Origin of the sequence: Shewanella sp. SG41-3 (assembly GCF_014164545.1) — a bacterium.
Lineage (GTDB): Bacteria > Pseudomonadota > Gammaproteobacteria > Enterobacterales > Shewanellaceae > Shewanella > Shewanella vesiculosa.
This window is the reverse complement of sequence record NZ_JACJFJ010000004.1, coordinates 31696-55494: the sequence shown is the minus strand read 5'-3', so window position 1 is coordinate 55494 and position 23799 is coordinate 31696. Positions and strand designations below refer to the sequence as shown.

General features: G+C 41.5%; 18 protein-coding genes and 1 riboswitch. Of the genes, 10 read left to right on the top strand and 8 right to left on the bottom strand.

Translation table 11 applies throughout. The features are described 5' to 3' along the window. Window positions 1–6: 6 nt before the first annotated feature. Together H5164_RS08715 and H5164_RS08710 are read right to left on the bottom strand one after the other, a co-directional pair. Window positions 7–2163 (bottom strand): S46 family peptidase, encoded by a 2157-nt coding sequence (locus tag H5164_RS08715; RefSeq protein WP_182755671.1) that lies wholly within the window; start codon window positions 2161–2163, stop codon window positions 7–9. Between the two features lie 204 nt (window positions 2164–2367). Then, window positions 2368–3570 (bottom strand): aromatic amino acid transport family protein, encoded by a 1203-nt coding sequence (locus tag H5164_RS08710; protein WP_182698603.1) that lies wholly within the window; start codon window positions 3568–3570, stop codon window positions 2368–2370. A gap of 236 nt (window positions 3571–3806) precedes the next feature. Beyond that, window positions 3807–3916: riboswitch (yybP-ykoY riboswitch) on the top strand. A 98-nt stretch (window positions 3917–4014) separates the two neighbouring features. Between H5164_RS08710 and H5164_RS08705 the strand changes: the two genes are divergently transcribed. The 3 genes from H5164_RS08705 to H5164_RS08695 all read left to right on the top strand — a co-directional run bounded on the left by H5164_RS08705 (window position 4015) and on the right by H5164_RS08695 (window position 6661). Further along, window positions 4015–4569, top strand: a complete 555-nt coding sequence (locus tag H5164_RS08705; RefSeq protein ID WP_124017342.1) for a TMEM165/GDT1 family protein — start codon at window positions 4015–4017, stop codon at window positions 4567–4569. Between the two features lie 11 nt (window positions 4570–4580). Continuing rightward, the gene (gene mdtD, locus H5164_RS08700; RefSeq protein WP_182755669.1) at window positions 4581–5990 is read left to right on the top strand and encodes a multidrug transporter subunit MdtD; all 1410 of its coding nucleotides are present in this window, start codon (window positions 4581–4583) and stop codon (window positions 5988–5990) included. Between the two features lie 290 nt (window positions 5991–6280). Then, on the top strand, window positions 6281–6661 hold the full coding sequence (locus tag H5164_RS08695) for an STAS/SEC14 domain-containing protein (RefSeq protein WP_124017344.1): 381 nt from the start codon (window positions 6281–6283) through the stop codon (window positions 6659–6661). A gap of 131 nt (window positions 6662–6792) precedes the next feature. On the opposite strand, the gene H5164_RS08690 is transcribed toward H5164_RS08695, so the two are convergent. Further along, complete coding sequence (locus tag H5164_RS08690; RefSeq protein ID WP_124017345.1) at window positions 6793–6987, bottom strand: cytoplasmic protein; 195 nt, start codon at window positions 6985–6987, stop codon at window positions 6793–6795. A gap of 164 nt (window positions 6988–7151) precedes the next feature. Between H5164_RS08690 and H5164_RS08685 the strand changes: the two genes are divergently transcribed. The 6 genes from H5164_RS08685 to lysS all read left to right on the top strand — a co-directional run bounded on the left by H5164_RS08685 (window position 7152) and on the right by lysS (window position 15053). Beyond that, entirely contained in the window at window positions 7152–7643 is a 492-nt protein-coding gene (locus H5164_RS08685) for a MarR family winged helix-turn-helix transcriptional regulator (protein WP_182755667.1), read from the top strand. After that, on the top strand, window positions 7633–8769 hold the full coding sequence (gene rlmC / locus H5164_RS08680) for a 23S rRNA (uracil(747)-C(5))-methyltransferase RlmC (protein WP_124017347.1): 1137 nt from the start codon (window positions 7633–7635) through the stop codon (window positions 8767–8769). Before H5164_RS08685 ends, rlmC begins: the two co-directional genes overlap by 11 nt. Before the next feature lie 322 nt (window positions 8770–9091). Then, entirely contained in the window at window positions 9092–10243 is a 1152-nt protein-coding gene (gene chrA / locus H5164_RS08675) for a chromate efflux transporter (RefSeq protein ID WP_182741941.1), read from the top strand. A 138-nt stretch (window positions 10244–10381) separates the two neighbouring features. Then, complete coding sequence (locus H5164_RS08670) at window positions 10382–12046, top strand: methyl-accepting chemotaxis protein (protein WP_124017349.1); 1665 nt, start codon at window positions 10382–10384, stop codon at window positions 12044–12046. 351 nt (window positions 12047–12397) lie between these two features. Continuing rightward, window positions 12398–13496 (top strand): peptide chain release factor 2 gene (prfB, locus tag H5164_RS08665; protein ID WP_165870142.1). Its coding sequence is split into 2 segments (ribosomal slippage): window positions 12398–12472 and window positions 12474–13496, totalling 1098 coding nucleotides; the frame shifts between segments, so codons are not numbered across the junction. 54 nt (window positions 13497–13550) lie between these two features. Next, a complete protein-coding gene (lysS, locus tag H5164_RS08660; protein WP_124017351.1) occupies window positions 13551–15053 on the top strand; it encodes a lysine--tRNA ligase in 1503 nt (500 codons plus the stop codon). Window positions 15054–15189: 136 nt separating this feature from the next. Here the strand turns inward: lysS and H5164_RS08655 are convergent, their stop codons facing one another. From H5164_RS08655 to H5164_RS08640, 4 genes are all read right to left on the bottom strand, one after another. Continuing rightward, a complete protein-coding gene (locus H5164_RS08655) occupies window positions 15190–16899 on the bottom strand; it encodes an FAD-dependent oxidoreductase (protein ID WP_182698607.1) in 1710 nt (569 codons plus the stop codon). A 45-nt stretch (window positions 16900–16944) separates the two neighbouring features. Further along, window positions 16945–17385, bottom strand: coding sequence for a transcriptional repressor (locus tag H5164_RS08650; protein ID WP_124017353.1), 441 nt, complete (start codon window positions 17383–17385; stop codon window positions 16945–16947). 41 nt (window positions 17386–17426) lie between these two features. Further along, window positions 17427–17711, bottom strand: coding sequence for a DUF134 domain-containing protein (locus H5164_RS08645; RefSeq protein WP_124017354.1), 285 nt, complete (start codon window positions 17709–17711; stop codon window positions 17427–17429). A 205-nt stretch (window positions 17712–17916) separates the two neighbouring features. Next, window positions 17917–18822, bottom strand: coding sequence for a WD40 repeat domain-containing protein (locus H5164_RS08640; protein WP_259395681.1), 906 nt, complete (start codon window positions 18820–18822; stop codon window positions 17917–17919). 289 nt (window positions 18823–19111) lie between these two features. On the opposite strand from H5164_RS08640, the gene pyrC reads away from it, so the two are divergent. Next, entirely contained in the window at window positions 19112–20149 is a 1038-nt protein-coding gene (gene pyrC / locus H5164_RS08635) for a dihydroorotase (RefSeq protein ID WP_182741946.1), read from the top strand. Window positions 20150–20297: 148 nt separating this feature from the next. Here the strand turns inward: pyrC and H5164_RS08630 are convergent, their stop codons facing one another. After that, a complete protein-coding gene (locus H5164_RS08630; protein WP_182755665.1) occupies window positions 20298–23708 on the bottom strand; it encodes an EAL domain-containing protein in 3411 nt (1136 codons plus the stop codon). Between the last annotated feature and the right edge of the window lie 91 nt (window positions 23709–23799).

The window sequence follows — 23799 nt, the reverse complement described above, 5'->3', positions numbered from 1 at the left end:
TGGTCATTATTTAACAATGTCCATTTCAGCTAATAAGTTGTCAGCATTATCTAAATACTGCATGACCCAAAGCATATAACGACTATCTACTTGGATTGAACGGTTGGTTTGTGGATCATATCCCCAGTCACCAATGATACTCTCGTACACGCCGTCAAACAGTAAACCGACCAATTCGGCGCGGCCATTTAAGGTCGGAGAACCTGAATTACCGCCAGTAGTGTCTAAGGTTGACAAGAAATTAACCGGCACAGAGTCAATCGCTTTAACATAATAGTCGCCGTATTGTTTTTGCTTAATTAGCTCAAGCTCTTTAGCTGGCGCATCAAATGGATCTATACCCGTGTCTTTAGCCAAAATACCTTCTAAACGCGTAAACGGCACCGCAACTAATCCATCCTGTGGCGAGTAACCTTTCACATTGCCGACAGTCACACGTAGGCTTGAGTTCGCATCAGCATACACAGGTTTACCTTGCTCGCGGTTATAGGCAATGATCGCATCCATATACTGTGGACGCACTTTCATTAATTGACCTTCTAACTGCTTTTGCTGTTTTTCTCGCGCCATATCGGCGTCAAAGGTTTGTACCGCAAACTGAATGAATGGGTCATTTGAGGCGGTAAAGTCTGCAACCGATTTATTCATCCATGCTAAGCGAGTCGCTTTGTCATTTAGCTTGGTATTGGCGTACATATTGTCGAGTGTTTTGGCCAATGCTTTAGCGTCAAACTTATCGCTAATACCAAAGGCTTTGTCTAACGATGCTAAACGTTGTTTTGCAGGTAGTGCCGCATAGCGGGTAAGTAAGTCTGCAAGAAGTGCTTTATCTACACTGGCTGCATAACGGCGATCAATTCGCTCCATGCTTGAGGTAAAGTTAGTCATATCGCGGTCTTGGTAACCTGGTTCACGTTCCATATCCGCTAAGGTTTTTTCATGGGCTAAGCGATATAAATTACGCGCAGTGGTCACCATAGTGGTGTAACCAATATAGCCTAGCAACATATCACGCTGCTGATCTTGTTGGCTCTTAGCGACCAGTTTTTCTAAGCTTGATAAGGTTTCGCCATATTGTTGCTGGCGTTTTTTGTCTTGGTTAATCCAGTTAGCTAAATCAGTTTCAACTTTTACGCGCTCAGCAAGCATGGATGATTTACCATAAAACTCAATCATAGAGGTAAAGTTTTTAGCATAATTTGCTAAGCCAGCAATTAAGCTTTCGTATTTAATTCGCTCATCGCTGCCCTCTGCTGCAGTCTGTTTGATGATATCAATCATGCTTTCTTGCAGCTCTTTACCTTGCGGATAAGCCCAGCCAAATTGATTTTTAACTTCATCTGCAGTGCGATATCGATTTGTACGGCCAGGGTAGCCCGCAACCATGACGAAATCGCCATCACTAACGCCTTTAGCTGATACTTTTAAAAAGCTTTTTGGCTCATAGGGAACGTTATCTTTACTGAAATCAGCAGGCTTACCATCTTTTGATACGTAAGCACGATAAAACGAAAAGTCACCGGTATGACGTGGCCACATCCAGTTATCGATATCGCCACCGTATTTACCCACGCTCGCGGCTGGGTTGTAGGCTAAACGCACATCGCGTATTTCTAACTGTTTAACCAAATAATATTCTAGGCCACCATGGAAACTATAAACTTGGCAACGGTAACCATCTTCTTTTTCACATTCAGCAACTAAGGTTTTTTCTTGTAGCTCAATACCCTTATAAAAGTCATTGCCTACTTTATCCATTTGGCCAGCGGTAATTTTATCGGTTACCTTAGTTACGGCTTCGGTAACGAAAATACGAGACCCCGGTGTAGCAGGTAATTCTTCGGCATAGGTTTTTGCTAAGAAGCCATCTTTAAGCAAGTTTGTTTCAGGAGTTGAATTGTACTGAATTGCGCCATAAGCACAGTGGTGGTTGGTGACCACTAAGCCCTTAGGCGATACAAATGAAGCGGTACAACCACCAAGGCTGATCACGGCATTCATTGGAAACTCAGTCAATTTAGAAATTGAATCAGCGCTGATCTCTAAGCCTTTTGCTTTAAGCTCATCAGCCATTGCGGGAAGTTGATGTGGCTGCCACATCCCTTCATCTGCCGACGCGCCAAAGCTGGCTGCAATAGCGACAGTTAATAACCATTTTTTCATTATATAATTCCGTTTAGGGTTTAGCGTGCGATGAATATTATTGCTGTTGTCTCTAATTTTTTGCTTAATTCTTGTTTCATCATGGCTAATGTTGGTAGTCCATAAAACAAAAAAGTCAGGCTAAGCCTGACTTTAACAAATGTTTAACCATCTTAAAAGCGTTTGAAAAACTCGCTTACAAATCCGGTTAATCAGTTAGTTCATTTAGGTTAATGCCACTATTAACTGAGCAATAACAATTAATATACCGAGTAAACCTGCGACAACAAGCCCTAAAGTACCACCAGAGACTTGATAACCGCCCAATTGCTGTGAGCGTTGTTTTAATGCCATTGCAATGGGCAAGAAGATGATCATCACTACCAATGGGATAGCAGCAAAACCAAGGACTTTAAAAAAGCCGTCGGGGTAATAAAGCGCGCACAATAGAGGTGGTATAAAGGTCATTAACCAGGTTTTTGCACGTCCAGCAGCATCGTCGTTGGCTCGCGTGAGCTCGGCTATGTAATCGAACAAGCTCATGGTGACACCTAAAAATGAAGTAATTAATGCGAGGTTAGCAAATAAATCAATAGCTTGGCTGATAATTTGTGATTGGGCTAAGCTTTGTAAGGCGGTAACAAGTTTAGGTAATGAACCTCCAAAGCTATGTACTGTTTCACCACCTAAAGAGCCTAAGGTCACTAATAACCATAGAATGTAACAAATCAGCGGAATGGTTGAGCCAATTAAGAGCACTTTTCTAAGAGAAACGGCATTGCCTTCTAAGTAGCGCACAATGGTAGCAATACACACATGGAAACCAAATGAGGTGAACACCACAGGAATAGCCGCTAACCATAATTGCTGCAGCGCAGTGCCTGAAGCGACTTCGGTTGAATAATTATTTAATGCACTGATTAGGTTAACGTCGGGTAATAGAAATGCCACCACAATGACCAGTAACACCACCATAGAAGTAAACAAAATACGTGATACTTTATCAATCCATTTTACGCCAATGGCAATTAATCCGCCAAAAATAACCGTAAACAGTATGACTGCCACTTGGTTGCTCATGTTTATGCCAATGGGCTGTAAACGGGTTTCTAATAGCGACGACCCTCCCATCAAATACACCATAGTCAGAGCGAACAATAAGCTGAGAAAAGAACCTCCTTGGATTAGCTGGCCGACTTTACCCAGGGTTTTACCGGTAATGGCATGAACATTATCGCCGATACCAGAGTGAAGATTAATTTCTAGCATCAATAATGAGGTATAAGCGGATAGGCCCCAAATGACCACGAGTAAAATTAATGCTGGGATTATGCCTAATGCCGCTGTTGCTAATGGCAGCGCAAGCATGCCACCCCCAATTGCAGTCCCTGCTACAATCGAAATAGAGCCTAAAGTTTTAAAATTCACCGAAAACGTCCTGTCTAATTATTATTTTATTTGTGTCGGACATTAGCAGAAGGGTGACAGAGCAGGCAAGGATCTTTGATGGTTATAGGCTAACAGCTGCGTTTATAAACAATTAGTCAACATTTAGCTAAACGGTTTTACACTATGATTTTGCAATAGCGTATCATTACGTCAGTACTGCGTTAAGCTCTTTACTGTATCAATGCGTTGATTAAATCTGATCATAAGCTATAATGCCCATCGTTTTAGGGGAGTAGCTAACCTAAGCATATCGACACGATATGATTAGGAGTAAGTGTCAACATACTTGGCCTCATGCCATGGTACTTACGGCAAAATTATTGATGTTAATGATTTCGCCATGCAAGACCTAAGCACTGTCACTGCATCAAGGGGTATGCGGCGGTCTGTGCTTAGTCGTCATTTACCCCTAGGATTATCACATTGGAAGCTTTATTTGCCTCAACCTTTACTGTTGCTATTGCTGAAATCGGCGACAAAACTCAATTATTGGCTTTACTACTCGCTGTCAGATTCAGTAATAAAACGGCTATCATATTAGGCATTCTACTTGCCACCTTATTAAACCATTTTCTTGCTGCATGGATTGGTCAATGGGCCATTGCTTGGATTGATCCTCAATGGGCCACCTATTTGGTAGCCGGTTCATTTTTTGCCATTGCTTTATGGGTGCTCATACCCGATAAAATGGATGACGATGATAACCGTTTTTATAAATTAGGTGCTTTTACTGCGACGTTTATTTTGTTTTTTATCGCCGAAATTGGTGACAAAACACAAATTGCTACTGTTGTCTTAGCGGCAAAATATCAATCATTAACCTGGGTTGTTATCGGCACCACATTGGGTATGCTGATTGCTAATGTCCCTGTGGTATTGGCAGGTCATTTTAGTGCGAACAAACTACCAATGAAGCTTATTCATCGCGGTTGTGCCGTGCTATTTGCACTGCTTGGTGTCGCGACACTCATGTGGTAAATGGAGGTTCAATGCCCGATAGTCGACTGCTTGATGCACAAACTGCTCGAGGATTACCTTGGGTGGTTGCCATTGCTTTTTTTATGCAGTCGCTTGACGGGACAATCCTCAATACCGCTTTACCCGCAATGGCCAATGACTTAAACGAAGATCCGCTGCGCATGCAAGGCGTCATTATCGCTTACATGCTCACGGTTGCTCTGTTGATCCCCGCTTCCGGTTGGATTGCAGATCGCTTTGGTACTAAGAAAATCTTCTTTGGTGCCATCCTATTGTTTAGTTTTGGTTCATTGCTTTGTGCATTGTCGCATTCGTTGGACATGTTAATTGGCGCTAGAGTCATTCAGGGCTTGGGTGGTGCGTTAATGCTGCCCGTTGGTCGGCTAGTTGTGCTGCGGGCGTACCCGCGTTCTGAGTTAGTGCGGATCATGGGCTTTATCACCATCCCCGGTTTACTCGGTCCTTTAATTGGTCCAGTGATGGGCGGTTGGATGGTGCAATATCTCACTTGGCATTGGATCTTTTTGATTAACTTACCTGTCGGCATTGTGGGGTGTTATGCGGTTTGGAGGTTTATTCCTGACCTTCGTGGTAAGGAAAGGTCGCGTTTCGATACCCTGGGCTTTTTGTTGTTTGGTGCGGCGATGTTGTTGATTACCGTTGCTATGGAAGGATTAGGTGAACTGCATCTGCCACACTTGCGAGTGATGTTGCTGTTGTTTGGTGGTATGGCATGCTTAATTGCCTATTGGCTTCGAGCTGGGCGAATTGTTCAGCCACTGTTTTCACCATTATTGTTCCAAACCAGAACATTTGCTATCGGTCTGTTTGGTAATCTGTTTGCTCGTTTGGGCAGTGGTGCATTGCCTTTTTTGGTGCCATTGTTGCTGCAAGTCGCTTTGGGTTATTCACCATCTCAGGCGGGAATGAGTATGCTGCCATTGGCTGCTGCGGCGATAATGGCCAAATCGGTGGCTCGTCCCATTATTGAACGTTTAGGTTATCGATTTGTATTAACCGCTAATACACTGGCTCTGGGATTGATGCTGGCTAGCATAGGCTTAGTTAACGAGCACACCCCTTATTGGTTGTTACTGGGCATGTTGGCCTTCATGGGCGCGATTAACTCATTGCAGTTTACCGCAATGAATGCCGTGACTTTAATCGATCTTGATGATGCTAGTGCCAGTAGCGGTAACAGCCTATTGTCGGTAGTCGGGCAATTATCATTAAGTTTGGGAGTTGCCTGTGCTGGTGCTTTACTCGGTGGTTTTAGTGCCAATATTGGTAGCGATAACGCCGCGACAGTACTCGGGGCGTTCCAGCTCACTTTTGTGACAGTCGGGGTGATGACTATGTTAGCCGCCGTGATTTTTTCGCAGTTATCTAAAGACGATGGCCGTTTGATAAGCGATTCATAATGGTACATCATCTTGCCATTTTCTGATAAAAGTCTTTATTTTCAATCTATTGTTGTTTAATTAAATCGTCCTGTGATTCGCATTGAATTTGTTATTTATAACGTGGTTTTGTCACCCAAATCATGCTCTATACATGATGCTTTTTGACATTAATTACCATCACTCTGTTTGTTTTTTGTGCAGCCCTGCACATACTTAATTTTATAATTGCTTAAAATGTAAGCATGCATAAGCGTTGTTGATAGGCGTGTGCAGTTAAATGTGTAATCGCATGTTAAAGGAGCCACGATATGGATATGAAGAAACATGGTTTATCAATAGGCATAAACCGAATTGAAAATGTGTTTTTTGTGACATTAAAAGCAACGGGCACACTAACCCACGAAGACTATCTCGTCATTACCCCTATGTTAGAAGGGGCTTTAAGCCAAGTTAATCAACCTAAAGTGAGTTTATTTCTCGACGCCACTGAGCTTGAGGGCTGGGATTTACGCGCTGCTTGGGATGATTTGTCACTGGGATTAAAGCACAAATCTGAGTTTGAAAGAGTGGCTATTTGGGGCAATAAAAATTGGCAAGAATGGGCGGCCAAAATCGGTAGTTGGTTTATCGCGGGCGAGATTAAATATTTCGAAGATGAAGATGACGCATTGAAATGGCTGCGTTACTAAATTCGCATCGCAGGTATAAGCCAATCTTTAGTCGCGACTATTGATGAGCTTCTTGTGCAGTGTGTCGTTCGTAAAAAAGCCCTAGGAATATAAAAAATATTCACTAGGGTTTTTAGGACGCTACAAATAAATTATGCAGTTGTATTAATATTATGGCCACTGTTGCCTACGGGTTGCGGCGCTGGTGCTAGTGCAGCTTCGATGAGTTGCAATGCCATTTGCCCTTCAGCTTTTTGCTGATCTTTAGCCATAACGGCAACTTTCAAGCTGTTGCCTGAATCAATCGTTGTAGGCATTGAAGAAGGTGAGTTAATGCTAAGTGACATGATTAACCTTAATATAAAAAACCAATGGTATAAGTATAACGGCCGAAAACCCAAAGACTTGATTATTTTTTATCAAAAATAACGCGAGATGCCTTTTTTGATTATAGGTTGTGCACAACCAATGTTATGATTAACCCATATTAGTGGTTAGTGGAGTTTGACCTATGTCTAGTAAAGTGCTTAATGAATCTCAATTACCTTCAGTGCAAAACCCGCTAGCACTTGAAAACCAAGTGTGTTTTTCGTTGTATAGTGCGACTAATGCAATGATCCGCGCCTATCGGCCATTGTTAGATGAGTTATCACTAACTTATCCGCAATATTTAGTGATGATGGTGTTGTGGAAAGAGCCAGGAATTAGTGTCAAAACCTTAGGTGAAAAATTACACCTTGATTCTGGAACCTTAACGCCCTTGTTAAAACGCCTAGAAAGCAAAGGTTTAGTGAGCCGTGGTCGCAGTGAATTAGATGAACGTGTGCGTGTTCTACATGTTACTGAGCAAGGCCAACAATTATATCAACAAGCCTTGAGTATTCCTGAGCAAATGCGCTGTAAAGTGGGTGGCACTATTGAGGACTTACAGCAACTCAAACAACTGTGTGATCACGCTTTTATGATGTTAAATTCTGGAGAGGAAAACAGCTGTGAAATGTGACTATTTTGAGCGTGGCGATTGTTTGTCATGCCGCAATATTCAACTGCCAATGGTTGAGCAAGTAAATGTAAAACAGCAAAAATTAACGGATTTGTTTCGTGACATGTCGGTTAAACAATGGTTTTCACCGATATTAAGTGCAGAATCTGGCTTTCGTAATAAAGCCAAAATGGTGGTATTAGGTGCCGCTCATGAGCCTATTTTAGGATTGGTTAATCCACAAGGGGAGCCGATCAGCTTATGTGATTGTTCGTTATACCCTAAAGATATGCAATTGTTATTACACCGTTTAGAGCGATTTGTGCAGCAAGCGGGTGTGCCTCCTTATCGAGTCGATAAGGCCAAAGGTGAGCTCAAATTTATTTTGCTGACTCGTAGTCAAAGTAGTGGCCAGTTTATGCTGCGTTTTGTTTTGCGTAGCGATAACGCGATCGCGCGAATTGAACGAGAATTACCGCAGTTACTGCAAGAATTTCCTCAAATTACCTTAGTGTCGGCTAATATTCAGCCGATTCATATGGCTATTTTAGAAGGTGAAAGAGAAATCTTTTTAACCGAAACTACGCGCTTAGAAGAACAACTGAATCATGTGCCGTTATTTATTCGGCCAAAAAGCTTTTTTCAAACAAATCCTGACGTTGCGGCGCAGTTGTATCAGATTGCAAGGGAGTGGGTTACTGAGTTTACACCTAACTATATTTGGGACTTATTCTGTGGTGTCGGCGGTTTTGGGTTGCATTGTGCTGATCATCAAATTCGCTTAACGGGTATAGAGATTGAATCAGAAGCAATAGAATGTGCCATCTTGTCAGCCAGCAAACTTGGGCTGACACAAGTGGATTTTAGTGCTCTTGATTCAACCCATTTTGCACAAGGGCAATCAGCTGAAGTCAAACCCGATCTTATTATTGTTAACCCACCGCGGCGAGGATTAGGTAAAACCTTATGCGATTCTTTGAGCGAGTTTGCGCCCAAAGCCATTGTGTATTCTAGCTGTAATCCACACACCTTAATGACAGATTTAGCCTGTATTACGGGTTATGAAATTACCAAAGTACAAATGTTTGATATGTTTCCTCATACGGATCATTTTGAGGTATTGGTTATGTTAGAGCTGCTGCAATAGGCCGAGTTAATCTCAACGTTAAGTTGATATAAAGCATGTAAGCCACGCTCAGAATATTTGAGGCATTTCATCGCAAGCTGGTGGTTTTTATTGCTGACAAGTTGAGGTAATACGATTTAGCCGAATAATGGATTATTTGATAAATGTTTATTTTCTCCAACTAAGCTTTGTGGCACTACACGATGACTCTACCTAACGAGAAAATATAAGTTGCTGATAAATATTAGTATTATGTATGGTGATGGGGGCATTTTTTTATTGTCATAAAAATGCCATCTCATTGTCATAGCATTGTTAATCACTATAAAAAGGTATTCGGACAATGTGGCAAATATTTACTCGCTTTTTAGCATTAGGTCTAATCAGTTTTGGCGGCCCTGCAGCGCATATAGGCTACTTCAGAAAAGTCTTTGTTGACGATCAGCAATGGTTAGACAGTAAACAGTACTCAAGCTTTGTTGCCCTAAGTCAGTTTATGCCGGGGCCAGGTTCCAGTCAGGTTGGTTTTGCAATTGGTTATCATCGTGGTGGTCTATTAGGTGGTCTTGCTGCCTTTTTAGGTTTTACCTTACCGTCTTTTTTATTGATGTTTTTATTTGCCGTTACCAGTGCACAATGGCTCGAGTTGACTGCTGTTGCGGGTGCCATCCATGGTTTAAAACTACTCGCTGTCGTGGTTGTTGCTGAAGCAACTTTGTCAATGTTCACCCAATTCTGTCAACGAAAAACCGCTAAAATACTTATGGCAGCAACAGCTGTTGCCATCATTTTAATGCCGTCATTATTAATGCAAATTGGGGTGTTAATTGTGGCAGCGATTGTTGGAGTCATGTTGATGACTCGAGGCGACAGTATTACGCCAGACAACCCTCCGATAGAGCTTAATTATGTTTGGTTAGGGCTATTTATTACAGTAATAGTGGCATCGTTATATTTTATTAATCAACCAGATAGCCTAGGACAAATTTTTGCACAATTCTTCCAAGTCGGTAGTTTAGTCTTTGGTGGCGGACATGTGGTTTTACCCTTACTTGAAACCAGTGTTGGCGAATACATTACTGCCGATCGTTTTCTTAGCGGTTATGCGCTTGCACAAGCCATCCCTGGGCCCATGTTTACTCTAGCTACTTTCTTAGGCGCTGATTTATGGTTAGAGTCACCTATTTTAGGGGCGATAGTTGCCACTCTGGCAATTTTTCTTCCTGGATTTTTACTGATGCTGGTGGGGTTAAAAAGCTGGCATAGCATTAGCCAACGTCCTGCAATTGCGGGTGCGTTAGCAGGTGTCAATGCTGCCGTTGTGGGATTATTGCTGGCAGCACTTTATCAGCCAGTATTCACCAGTGCGGTCATCATGCCGCAGGACATGGCATTAGTGATTATTGGTTTTAGTGTATTAAAAGTCTTTAAGCCAAGCCTTGTATGGTTAGTCATAGGATTTGCTGCAATGGGTAGTGGGTTGTCTATGTTGTAAAACGGTTATTATATTGTACGTTTTGCGATAGGCCGCACTTTTTTGAGTAGTCATAGTTTGTTAATGTAACCATTTATAATAAATAGACTATTATATTTGTAGACTATTATCTTAAAAGACCTTCAAAAGGCTACCACTATGCTGAGATCTTCATTACGCAATAAACTATTGGGGTTATCGTTAATTCCGCTAACGTTGATCCTCACAGTATTACTGAGCATTTTTTACGTTAACGAAGGTGCATCGCTGAAAAGAGATATTGATAATTTTCGCAGTGAATTAATTTCAGAACGCAAAAATCAACTTAAAGAATCTGTTCAGATTGCCCAGGGAGTCGTTGAATATGAACTCTCTTTGGGTGATAAAGGTAATGTTAATGCGGCATTACGAGACTTACGTTTTGGCACAGCAGGGTATTTTTTTATCTATGATGATGCGGGGATGAATATTTTTCATCCGACTATGCCTGAACTTGAAGGCCAAAACAAAATTGACATGGCCGATCCCAATGGCACTAAAATTATTGTTGGGCTATTAGATGCCGCTAAATCCGGGAGCGGTAATTTTTCTTATTATTACAAAAAGCCTGGTAGAGAACAGTTAGTCGAAAAACTCGGTTTCGCGGTAATGGTCCCCAATACCCATTGGATGTTAGGCTCTGGCGCTTACATTGATGATATTGAAGAGTCTATTGCGGCTTATGAAACCTATAAAACTGAAGAGATGAATCAAAAAGCATTCTTATTTTTATTAATTGCTTTGGGTTTAACAGGGATAACTGCTTTTGCTGTAGTCATTATGGCCCATAGAATGGTGGTGCCTATCCAAAATATGGCTAGCTCATTAAATGATATCGCCAAAGGTGAGGGTGATTTAACTAAACGTCTTGAGATAACAAGCATTGATGAGATCGGCCAGTTAGGCAGTGCTTTTAACCTGTTCATTGACAAGTTACAGAATATTATTGGTGATGTAGCGGGGGCGACTGATAGGGTTAAACATGCAGCGCAAAGCATTAGTGGTCAAACAGTGTCAATGACTGAGCAGCTTTATAATCATAACAATGAAATTGATCAGGTTGTGACCGCGATTACTGAAATGTCTGCGACCGCTCATGATGTGGCTCATAATACTAATATGGTTGCTGAAGCAACACATGCGGCTTCTGATAACGTCGGAAAAGCGCAAGACTGTGTCGATACATCATTAACTGAAGTGTCTAATTTGATGACCCAAATTGACAATGCCGCCGCCAATGTGAAGTCATTAAGTGAGCAGTCGAAAAAGATTAACTCAGTGCTGAGTGTGATCGGTGGAATTGCAGAGCAAACCAATTTACTGGCACTTAATGCGGCCATTGAAGCTGCCCGAGCTGGCGAGCAAGGTCGAGGCTTTGCTGTGGTTGCTGATGAAGTCAGAAATTTAGCCAGTCGCACTCAAACCAGTACCGTCGAAATTAATGAAATGCTGTCTGAGCTGCATAAGTTAGTCACCAAAGCGGTACAAGCCATGGAACAGAGCCAAGCCAGTTGTTTAAGTTCAGTTGAGTCTTCTAGGGCCATTTCTGAAAGTTTAGGCGCTGTTACCTCATCAGTGACCAGCATTAATGACATGAGTACTCAAATAGCTACAGCAGCTACCGAACAAAGCTCAGTAACCGAAGAAATTAATCGTAATATTAATTCAGTGCAAGAGATTGTGAATACGCTATTAGCGGCCAGTCAAGATGCTTCTGATATGAGCAAAACGGTGGCCAATGAAGGCTCGACGCTTTCTAAGTTAGTCGGTCAATTTAAAATATAATAGTGACTGTTATTGGGTTGGAAAATGAACCTTAAGGGTTCATTTTTTTTCGTCATAATCTGAAGTGTTTTTTCACTATTATGGGTATTTTTTAGCATTATCAGTCAGCCATTCCTAGGCTTAATTCTTAACCGAATCCTTATTCAATCTTTTGTGGAAGTTGTTATACAACAATATGGCGTACATTTAGTCGTTACACTCACGGTTATGGTTTTTCTGATATTGATTCAGTGAAATATATTCGTCATTTGTTTATTAATAATCATCCTTCCGGTCTAGGTTTAGCGCCTATCATGAGGTAAAATGCGCCGTTGCACCTTTTGTTAACTGCTAAATTTAAGTTGAATATTCATGTTTGAAGTTAATCCGGTAAAATTCAAAATTAAAGAGCTCGCTGAACGTACTGAGCTACTTCGGGGGTATCTTTGACTACGCTGCCAAAAGTGAGCGCTTAGAAGAAGTCAGTCGCGAGCTAGAAAGCCCAGAAGTGTGGAATGAGCCTGAACGTGCGCAAGCATTAGGTAAAGAGCGCGCTGCGTTGGTTGTCGTGGTCAAAACCATTGATGATATGGACTCAGGTCTTGAAGATATCGAAGGGTTACTTGAACTTGCCATTGAAGAAGATGACGAAGAAACCTTTAACGATGCAGCTGCAGAACTTGAGGTGTTAGACACTCGTCTAGCCGATCTCGAATTTCGCCGCATGTTTTCTGGTAAGAGTGATGCGTCAAACTGTTACTTGGATATTCAATCTGGTTCGGGCGGCACTGAAGCGCAAGATTGGGCCAACATGGTGCTGCGCATGTACTTACGCTGGGGCGATGCACATGGTTTTAGCCCCGAGTTAATGGAAGTCACCGACGGTGATGTGGCCGGTATTAAAGGTGCTACGATTAAGTTCACTGGTGAGTATGCTTTTGGATGGATGCGAACTGAAACGGGTGTCCACCGTTTAGTGCGTAAATCACCTTTTGATTCATCTGGCAAACGCCATACTTCTTTTTGCTCTGTTTTCGTTTATCCAGAAATTGATGATGATATTGAGATCGATATTAATCCATCCGATTTACGTATCGACACTTATCGTGCATCAGGCGCGGGTGGTCAACACGTCAACAAAACAGATTCTGCGATACGTATTACGCATTTGCCAACCAACACTGTGGTGCAATGTCAAAACGATCGCTCGCAACATAAAAACCGCGATTCTGCCTTTAAACAGTTAAAGGCGAAGTTGTATGAGTTAGAAATGCATAAACAAAATGCCGATAAGCAAGCTGCTGAAGATGCAAAATCAGATATCGGTTGGGGCAGTCAAATTCGTTCTTATGTATTAGACGACGCCCGTATTAAAGATTTACGTACAGGGATTGAGAACCGCAACACTCAATCAGTGCTGGATGGTGATTTAGATAAGTTTATTGAAGCCAGCCTAAAATCAGGACTTTAATTAAATTAACTTTTTCCGCCATGTAAGTGTGGCGAGTAAACGCGAGAATATAACATGACTGAACACGTACAAGATGAAAACAAACTGATTGCTGAACGTCGCGCTAAATTAGAGCACATCCGCACCAGTTGTCCTGCTAATGCGCATCCAAATACATGGCAACGTAGCCATAAAGCGGCTGAGTTACAGGCGCAATATGGTGAGCAGACCAAAGAAGCGTTAGAAGAACTCGCTTTTCAAACCAGCATTGCAGGCCGTGTTATGGCTAAGCGTGGTCCATTTTTAGTGATTCAAGACGTGTCTGGTCGTATTCAAGCTTATGCTGGTAAGCCAGTCCAAGGCGATTTAAAAGAGCGTTATCAAGGTTTAGACATCGGTGATATTGTTGGTGTTAAAGGTCAGCTGCATTTATCTGGCAAGGGCGACTTGTACGTTAATATGGAAGAGTATCAATTACTGACCAAAGCATTGCGTCCGTTACCTGAGAAATTCCACGGTTTAACCGACCAAGAAACTCGCTATCGCCAGCGCTATGTTGACTTGATCGTTAACGAAGACTCGCGCAACGCGTTCATTATGCGCTCTAAAGTGGTTTCTGCCATTCGTAACTTCATGATCAAAAAAGAGTTCATGGAAGTTGAAACCCCAATGATGCACGTTATTCCTGGTGGTGCTTCTGCACGTCCATTTGTGACTCATCACAATGCATTAGACATGGCCATGTACTTACGTATTGCGCCAGAGCTATATCTTAAGCGTTTAGTGGTCGGTGGTTTTGAGCGCGTATTCGAAATTAACCGTAACTTCCGTAACGAAGGTTTGTCACCACGTCATAACCCAGAGTTCACTATGATGGAATTCTATATGGCGTATGCTGATTACAAAGACTTAATGGACTTAACTGAAGAAATGCTCAGTTCAATCGCCATTGAGTTAACGGGTAGTGCGCAAATGCCATACGGCGAGCACACAGTAGATTTTGGTGGCCCCTATGCACGTTTAAGCATGTTAGAAGCTATTCAAAAGTACAACCCTGACAATGCGACTATTCAAGCGATGACTTACGAGCAAGTGAAAGACGTAGAGTTTATGCGCGACTTAGCATCGAGCCTAGGCATCAAGCTAGAGAAATTCTGGACCTGTGGTCAGTTATTAGAAGAGATTTTCGGTGAAACCGCTGAAACTAAGCTGATGCAACCAACGTTCATTACTGGTTACCCTGCGGATATTTCGCCTTTAGCACGCCGTAATGATAACAATGACTTCATCACCGACCGTTTTGAATTTTTCATTGGTGGCCGCGAAGTGGCAAACGGCTTTAGCGAGCTGAACGATGCTGAAGATCAAGACAACCGCTTTAAAGCGCAAGTTGATGCTAAAGATGCAGGCGATGACGAAGCAATGTTCTATGACGCTGACTACATCACCGCACTTGAGCACGGTTTACCGCCAACAGCGGGTCAAGGTATTGGTATCGATCGTTTAGTGATGCTATTCACTAACACTCATACTATCCGCGACGTGATTTTATTCCCAGCGATGCGCCCACAAGCGTAATTGTACTTGTCGGCTAGCCGTCGAGTTAGTCGCCTAACAATAAAAAAGTAAAAACCAGCCAATAGGCTGGTTTTTGTTTTATCACTTACAGAATAAGCACACTAGCTGAGGTATTTATTTAAGCGTTTTATATGGACTAAAAATGCGCATTAACCATTTGGTAGGTCTTATAGCCGCCGCTGAGATTGCGTACTTTAAAACCATGCTGGACTAGCATGCAATAGGCAACGTGCCCGCGTAAACCGACTTGGCAGAACACCAGTAATTCTTTGTCTTTTGGGAGCTCATTGAGTCGATCTCGAAGTTCTGGTAGCGGAATATTTATCGCTCCCTCAATTGCGCCCACCGCAGTTAATTCACCAGGATTTCGCACATCGACAATCATTTGTGTTGCAGTCAAGTGATGTAGATCTTGAACATGACAAACAGCTTCATCACCCAATAATACATTGGCAGCGACCATGCCTGCTTGGTTAACCACATCTCGTGCAGAACCAAAAGGAGGCGCGTAAGTCAGTTCAAGGTCGGCTAAATCATACACTGTCATGCCCGCACGTTGTGCCACGGCCAATACGTCTATACGCTTATCCACGCCATCAATTCCCGCGGCCTGAGCGCCTAAAATACGGCCAGAATCAGGACAAAATAATAATTTTAAGGTAATAGGATGCGCCCCAGGATAATAACTGGCATGACTGGCAGTGTGCACATAGATTTTTTCATAAGGAATAGCTTGCTTGAGTAAACTTTTTTCATTTAATCCAGTAGAGGATATGGCCATATCAAAAAGCTTACAGATAGCTGTGCCTTGAGTCGCACGATATAATTTCTTCCCCCCGAGCATGTTATCTGCGGCTAATCTGCCTTGGCGGTTTGCAGGCCCTGCAAGTGGGATCAGTGTCGGCTTACCAGTCACAAAATCAGCTGTTTCGATAGCATCACCAACAGCATAAATATCAGCATCAGAGGTTTGCATCCCAGCATCAACCGCAATACCACCCAGCGGCCCCAATACTAAACCGCACTCAGAGGCCAAGCGAGTTTCTGGTTTTACACCAATGGCGAGAATGACTAAATCTGTTGCTAAGCTATTGTTATCTGTTAAGTCTAATGTCAAATGGTAATGGGGAGAGACAGGTTTATCGTAGTTATCAGTATTATCGGCTTCAGAGAGTTTTATAGGGCAATCATTGACAGCGGCCAAGCCTGTTTTTAAGCGTAAATCAACCCCGTTATCGACAAGCTTTTGATGCATCATATTGGCCATTTCAATATCTACTGGCCCCATTACCTGGTCAGCAAGTTCGAGCAAGCTCACTTCTAATCCGAGATGGCGTAACGCTTCTACCATTTCTAAACCAATAAAACCTCCACCCACCACAGTTGCGTGTTTAGGTTTATGCAGTAAAAGGGTAGATAACACTTTATCCATATCAGGAATATTACGTAGACTATGAACAAAATGATGATTAATGCCACTGATTGGAGGCTTAATCGGGGATGCACCTGGACTGAGTAATAGTTTATCGTAAGACTCTAGATATGTTTCATTAGTAATAAGGTTACGTACGTTAAGTTGCTTTGCTTGTCTGTCGATAGCAATTACTTCGTTAAATACACGCACATCAATATTGAAACGTGACTTGAAGCTTTCTGGTGTTTGCAGTAATAGTGAGTCGCGCGATTCGATTTCGCCGCTTATATGGTATGGCAAACCGCAGTTGGCAAATGAAACAAACTCGCCACGCTCTAGCATGATGATTTCAGCCGTTTCAGATACCCGTCTTGCTCTTGCTGCTGCAGATGCACCACCGGCAACACCACCAATAATGACTATTTTAGTCATAGCTGTCTCCAAGAAAAAATTGATTAATAATGAAGTGACTATTTATTAGGTTTTCTGTTTATCTGATTTTTTGTCAAGTGCATGTTGGCAATTAAAGCAATAACCATACATATTGAGGCTATGGTGATGAATACTCATACCGTGATGCTCTGCCGCTAACCCTAAGCGCAGCTCAATCAAGGGATCGATAAAATCAATTAACTTACCGCAAGTTAAGCAAAGTAAATGATCATGGCGGGGCTTATTATTGAGTTCATAAACGGCACTTTCAGATTCAAATAGTCGTCTAACAACGAGGCCAGCCCGCTCAAAATGGGTCATAATTCGATATACAGAATTAAGGCCAATTGCTTCTCCCCGAGCATTTAACCCCTGATAGATATTTTCTACTGTGAAATGCTGCTCATCGACTTGAGTTAAAAACTCAAGTAACTTACATCTTTGTGTGGTTATTTTGAGGCCAGAGTCTTTTAATACTGCTTGCATTAGACTTACCTAAACACGCCAATGCGTGTTACCAGTGTTTACTATTTAGTTGATATATTTGTCATCAACGCTTTGCCATAAATAAGGCTATCAACCACTTTATATCGAGCTCCTTTCACTAAGTTAGCCAAGGTTTGGCGGGATATTCCCATCGACTTAGCGGCTTCTTGCTGCTGCATGCCTAGCAAGTCAACTAAGCGCAAAGCTTCAATTTCATCTTCTGCAAGTGGAACCTGCTCTAATTGCACCATAGGAATACCATTAGGCTTAAAGCAAATATTGGCTAATTGACCACATATGGTTCGGGGGATTTTGGGTCTTGCCATTTAGCACCTCATTTATAGCATATGCTATATATACTGAGTTTAGTTTGTACATGCAAGATTATTGTTTATGTCGATTTAACATATAAACAGATCTTTGAACTCACCAGCAAAATTTAATTTTATACGAGGTTTATTGCATCATAGTGCTAGCCAAAATAACAACAATATTGCTACTTATTATTGATAATTCCAAGTCAATACTCACTCATAAACTCCAAGTTTCAAGCGCGCCGTCTGAGCTTAGGGTTAATAATTTTCCATTGGTTTGTAGCACCATTGAAAATACGGTTGTACCAGCGTTATAAGCGGTAATGTCCCAATGAGAAAGCTCTTTTCCTGAGTCGACATCCCAATAGATAACACTTTGTTTTGAGGTTGCGGTAATTAGGTTTTTACCATGGTTAATGAATAACGCCTGTCGAAAATAGCGGTAACGTTCAAGGTAATCAAGTTGGCTAATGGGTTGCGTGGTTTGAGTATCGATAATGACATTATTATCGAGGGCATCAGCAATGAACAAGCGTCGATTGGCTTCATCAAAACTCACGCTAGTGATCTGCTGCGGGCGAGAAAAGCTGCTTATTAATTCACCGCTATACGTGGCCCAAATGTGTGCATCGCCATCAATCCCAGTCGATAGGACTTGTTGTTCAAAATTGGATAGCTCAACATGATTAACGGCAGCGCTATGTTGTTTAAATAATGACATTGTCATGCTGCTCCTTTGGATCACAGTAATTGAGCCATCATTCATCCCCACCAAAATAGTACTGCCTGTTTGGCTCAGAGCAAGGCTCGAAATACTGGCATCAGGATTGAAACCCTGAGCGAACCAACGTATGTCTAACTTTCCTGTGTTAAGGTTAAAGATAGATATTTGGTGTTTACTGGCCGTCGCAAGGTAATGTTTATTCGCTGACAACGCCACGAGGTAATTGGTTTCATCAAAGTCATCGTCAGACCATTGCTGCAATAATTTGCCAGTCGCAACTTGCCATATCGATAATGTACGGCTTCTGCTTAATGTCACTGCTATGCTGGCATCGCTTGATAGTACGCCATCAATGAGCGTCTCATTAACCAGCCGCTGCAGATGATCAGGCGTTTTCATTACCACCATTTTGTCGCAGCCAGAAATCGCTATTATCGCCATGATACTGGCGATAATAAGGCATGTATTAAGCAGGAATTTTGATCCGATATTAGTTAACAATGTCATCTCTTTATAAAAAACGTCCTTTTAACATAATAGCATAGCGACATATTCCTAGATCTATTCGTCAACATAGGCTGATTTTTTGATATAGAAAAGTCTGCGTTCAAATTATGCATCTATTAAGAAAATCCGAATTCAGGCACAATAACAGCTAACAATATGTTATTTAAGCCAAGGAACCCACATGACGCAAATTACCTTAACCGCTCCCGATGATTGGCATCTTCATTTTCGAGATGGGGACATGTTAGGTGAGACGGTTCCGGCTACAGCTAGATTATTTAAACGCGCCATTGTGATGCCGAATTTAGTTCCACCAGTGACGACAGCTGCTATGGCTATGGCTTATAAGGAGCGTATCTTAGCCGCTCGTCCAAGTGGAAGTGACTTTAAGCCATTAATGACGCTATTTTTAACCAATAATACCAGCGCTCAAGACATTATTGATGCGAAAGCGGCAGGTGTTGTAGCTTGCAAATTATACCCTGCTGGGGCGACAACCAACTCCGATGCCGCAGTTAAAGCATTAGATGAGTTATTCCCAATATTTGAGGTGATGGCACAGCAAGGTATGTTATTACTGGTGCATGGCGAAGTGACCGAATCGCATATTGATATTTTTGATCGTGAAAAGTTATTTATCGATCGCTACTTATCGCGTATTGTCGAAGCTATTCCTAGCCTTAAAGTCGTGTTTGAGCATATCACCACAAAAGAGGCGGCTGAATTTGTTGCTGGTGCTTCTGCTAATGTTGCCGCAACCATTACACCACAGCATTTATTGTTAAACCGTAACGATATGTTAGTAGGTGGTATTCGTCCGCATAACTTTTGTTTACCCGTATTAAAACGCAACATTCACCAGCATGCTTTGCAAGCTGCGGTAGCGTCAGGGTCAAGTAAGTTCTTTTTAGGCACCGATTCAGCACCACATGAAAAACACCGCAAAGAGTCTGCTTGTGGCTGCGCAGGCTGTTACAGTGCCTGGAGTGCGTTAGAACTATATGCTCAAGTATTTGATAACTTGGGTGTCTTAGATAAGCTCGAAGGTTTTGCCAGCTTACATGGCGCAGACTTTTATGGTTTGCCACGTAATACAGGTACCGTAACGTTAGTCAAACAAGAATGGACAGTACCAGAAGAGATTATTTTACCTAACGGTAGCCCTATCGTGCCATTTTTTGCTGGCCAAACGGTCAATTGGAAAGTGAAAACCGCTTAATTTAATCACTAAGCTAGCCAGATAATTAACGCAGCATGCTGTTTATTATCGTGAGTAATTAAGTGGAAATAGCTTAATTGTCGAATCGAATTATTAATGCCTGTCAGCGAGCTGACAGGCATTTTTGATTTTTGCATGATTAAACATGTTATTGATCAGCTGATTTTACCTGTGTTTGTAGCAGTTCTTCAAATTCAGCTCTAGGTAATGGCTTACTGAATAAGTAGCCCTGACCATAATCACATTTTAATGAACGTAGCAGATGATACTGTTCTTCAGTTTCTATACCTTCAGCAACAACCTTTAAGTTAAGTCCATGTCCCATGGCGATCGCTGCCCCGACAAGTTCCAGATCGCCAGGATCAACGGTAATATCATTAATAAAGCTTTTATCTACTTTTAAGGTGTCAAACGGATAACTACGCAGATAACTGAGTGACGAATATCCAGTACCAAAATCATCCATCGAGATGCTGACACCAATATCATTTATGCTGGTTAAGTTACTATTGATAATCGGGTCACCATTAAGTAATACTCCTTCGGTGATTTCAAGTTCTACACAACTGACGTGGATCTGGTGTTTCTCAAGCTGCATTTTAAGCATATCAATAAAGGTATTTTCCCTAAATTGCTTAGGGGAAACATTGATCGCAATTTTAAATTGAGGCTGAAACTGTTGCTGCCATTTTTTCGTGGCATTAAATGCAATATCAATAACATATTGACCGATAGGGATGATCAGTCCGGTTTGTTCCGCAATAGGAATGAATTCATCTGGTGTTACTTGGCCGAGTAATGCATTTTTCCAGCGTAAAAGCGCCTCAGCACCAATAATTTTACGACTTTTTATTTCTACAAGTGGCTGAAAGTAAACCTCGAATTCTTTTCGTTTTAGAGCATTACGTAATTGCTCTTCAACTCTTAGACGTCGATTTATATCCTGGTCCATTTGGTGGGTATAGAAATTATAGGTATTTCTACCGCGGTCCTTTGAATAATACATGGCAGAATCTGCCTGTCTAAGTAGCTCTTTAGGATCTTCGCTGTTATGCGGATAAAGAGCTATACCAATACTGACGGTAGACACTAACTCACGATTGTTGAGCACAAAAGGTTGGTAAAATCGTTTGAGCATTTTAGTGGCAATAACTTCAACTTCAGCGGGCGAGTTAATATTGCCCAATATAATGATAAACTCATCGCCGCCTAACCTACCTACGAGATCATTATTTGAGATCGTGTTTTTTAATCGAGCAGCGGCTTGGACTAATAGTTCATCACCAATAGAGTGGCCCAAGGAATCATTCACTTTTTTAAAATCGTCTAAATCTAAAAATAATACCGCGACATTATTTTGGCTTCGAAACGCATCTTTGAGCATTTGCGATAATCTCTCGAGTGAGAGTAGTCTGTTGGGCAAGCCTGTTAAGCTATCGTAGTGAGCCTGTTGAATTATTCGCTCTTCTTGCAGCTTATATTGAGTCACATCCTGTTTTAGAGCTAAATAATGTTTAGCGACGCCAACGTTATCAAAAATAGGTGCGATATGTGCGTGTTCCCAAAAAATATCGCCATTTTTCTTTTTATTTTGCAGTTCACCTTGCCACGCATCCCCTCTAGAAATGGTATCCCATAATTCCTTATAAAGTGACTTAGGGGTTAATCCTGACTTCAATATACTGGCATCCTGACCAATAACGTCACTGGCGCTATAGCCTGAAATCCTTTCAAATGCACTATTAACATATTCAATTTTGCTGTCGATATTAGTTAATATCATTGATATGGGGCTTTGCTCTATTGCTTGTGACAGAGTGAGAGCTTGTTCTTCTGCCTTTTTTTGGGCGCTTAAATCGATATCGATGCAGTACATTTCTGCTTCGTTGTCGGCATTGTTCATTAATGCATGAGATGAATAAACGGCAACATTGCTGCCATCAGCATGCCTTAGAAGTAATTCTTCCGCAGGGATCGGGATACCATCATTTATCCACGCGTTAACATTATTTATCACATGCTCCCGATATGGCAGAGGAATAATGAGATCTTCTAGTTTTTTACCCATGGCCTGTTCTTTGGTATAGCCATACAGTTTTTCACTGGCATGATTCCAAAAAATGACCGAGCGATCTTTATCATAGCCTTGGACGGATATTGCGGGGATTTTTTCAAAAATTTGTCTGAATTTAGATTCACTGCGTAATAGCTTTTGTTCGGCATTAATACGTTCTGATATGTCTCTAACAAAACAGAAAAACATTCCTTCATCACTATCCCAAAAGCTAATATTCACCTCAACATGAAATAAATGGCCTTGTTTATGTCGATGAAGCGAAGTGAAGTGTAAACGTTTTTTTCGCTTAGCTCTGTCGATATTTTCATCAGAAAATTGATGCTGGTTACTGGTTTCAATTTGGTTAATGGGCATGTTTATTAGCTCTTTCATGCTGTAACCGGTCATATTTACAAAGCTTTGATTTGCTTCAATGATATTGCCTTCAAGTGAGGTGATTAAAAAGCCATCTTGGGCAGTACTAATAATGTTGCGGTAAGTTGTTTCACTGCGACGTAATTGTTTTTCAATGTGTTTTCGATAGGCGAGATCTCGTCCAACCCCAACAATGCCGTTAATGTGTCCTAATGAGTCTGTAAAAGGTGTTTTCTGGGTGCTAAATATGTGTGCAATACCATCAGATGTTGTAATCCATTCTTCATTTCTCCATGGTTGTTTTTTCTGTAAAACAAAACGGTCTGCTTCGATAAACTTATTTGTTTGTTGCTCATCAAAGAGGTCACTATCTTTATGATATTTAATTTGTTCAGGTTTGAGTTTTAATAGTTCAGCAAATGCTTTATTACAGCCTAAATAGATCCCATCGATCGATTTATAGAAAATAATATCGGGAATGCCATCAATGATACTTTGTAATAGGTTTTTTTCGGTTTCAAGAAGGGATTTATTATGCTGCAGTTCTTGTGCTAATTGCTGTCTTTGCTGATGCTGTTTTAACAGTAATCCTAATAGCATGGAGCCACAGGTATACACTGTAAGTATGGTAGGGCTGATAGTGAGGATGATGTCGTATTTATCTGCAACAGGTATTAATAATACATTGAATAACGCGGCTAATTCTACTACCAGGCTCATTAGTAGTAAGTTTTTCCAGTTTATCTGCTTGTTTGATGATTGAATCCAGTATCGCCAACCTAAGCCAATGGCAGAACTGATGAAAATAATTAATGTACCAGCAAATACCCCCGCACCACCTTGATAAATACGAAACCATGCAGCGAGTAAAGAGCCAATCAATGTCGGAATAAAACCAAAAAACAGACCACTTAAACTCAATAAAATCCAGCGAGCATCAAAAAAAATTCCTTGACGAAATTCCCAAGGATTGATCATTAAACTCACCGTAATCATGCCGATAAAAATGCCACTTAAGACATCTTTATATTTTGGGGAAACGATGTTTTGTAGCGTAATTGCATCATAAATAACCACAAGAGCCAGTAATAACACGGCGTTGCTCATCAAACTGAAAAAACTATCCATTGCTTCTCCGCACAAAATCGCATTGCCTTGTTTTACTTTAGTCCAAATCTACCAATAAAAAAAATATCTACTTAATATGATTATCTTTCCT

Excerpts from the sequence above, each read along its gene's own strand:
- H5164_RS08655 (WP_182698607.1), bottom strand. The coding sequence starts at position 16,899 with ATGACTAAAATAGTCATTATTGGTGGTGTTGCCGGTGGTGCATCTGCA.
- H5164_RS08685 (WP_182755667.1), top strand. The coding sequence starts at position 7,152 with ATGTCTAGTAAAGTGCTTAATGAATCTCAATTACCTTCAGTGCAAAAC.
- lysS (WP_124017351.1), top strand. The coding sequence starts at position 13,551 with ATGACTGAACACGTACAAGATGAAAACAAACTGATTGCTGAACGTCGC.
- mdtD (WP_182755669.1), top strand. The coding sequence starts at position 4,581 with ATGCCCGATAGTCGACTGCTTGATGCACAAACTGCTCGAGGATTACCT.
- H5164_RS08650 (WP_124017353.1), bottom strand. The coding sequence starts at position 17,385 with ATGCAAGCAGTATTAAAAGACTCTGGCCTCAAAATAACCACACAAAGA.
- H5164_RS08715 (WP_182755671.1), bottom strand. The coding sequence starts at position 2,163 with ATGAAAAAATGGTTATTAACTGTCGCTATTGCAGCCAGCTTTGGCGCG.
- chrA (WP_182741941.1), top strand. The coding sequence starts at position 9,092 with ATGTGGCAAATATTTACTCGCTTTTTAGCATTAGGTCTAATCAGTTTT.
- H5164_RS08690 (WP_124017345.1), bottom strand. The coding sequence starts at position 6,987 with ATGTCACTTAGCATTAACTCACCTTCTTCAATGCCTACAACGATTGAT.
- H5164_RS08640 (WP_259395681.1), bottom strand. The coding sequence starts at position 18,822 with ATGAAAACGCCTGATCATCTGCAGCGGCTGGTTAATGAGACGCTCATT.
- H5164_RS08695 (WP_124017344.1), top strand. The coding sequence starts at position 6,281 with ATGGATATGAAGAAACATGGTTTATCAATAGGCATAAACCGAATTGAA.
- H5164_RS08630 (WP_182755665.1), bottom strand. The coding sequence starts at position 23,708 with ATGGATAGTTTTTTCAGTTTGATGAGCAACGCCGTGTTATTACTGGCT.
- H5164_RS08645 (WP_124017354.1), bottom strand. The coding sequence starts at position 17,711 with ATGGCAAGACCCAAAATCCCCCGAACCATATGTGGTCAATTAGCCAAT.
- pyrC (WP_182741946.1), top strand. The coding sequence starts at position 19,112 with ATGACGCAAATTACCTTAACCGCTCCCGATGATTGGCATCTTCATTTT.
- H5164_RS08670 (WP_124017349.1), top strand. The coding sequence starts at position 10,382 with ATGCTGAGATCTTCATTACGCAATAAACTATTGGGGTTATCGTTAATT.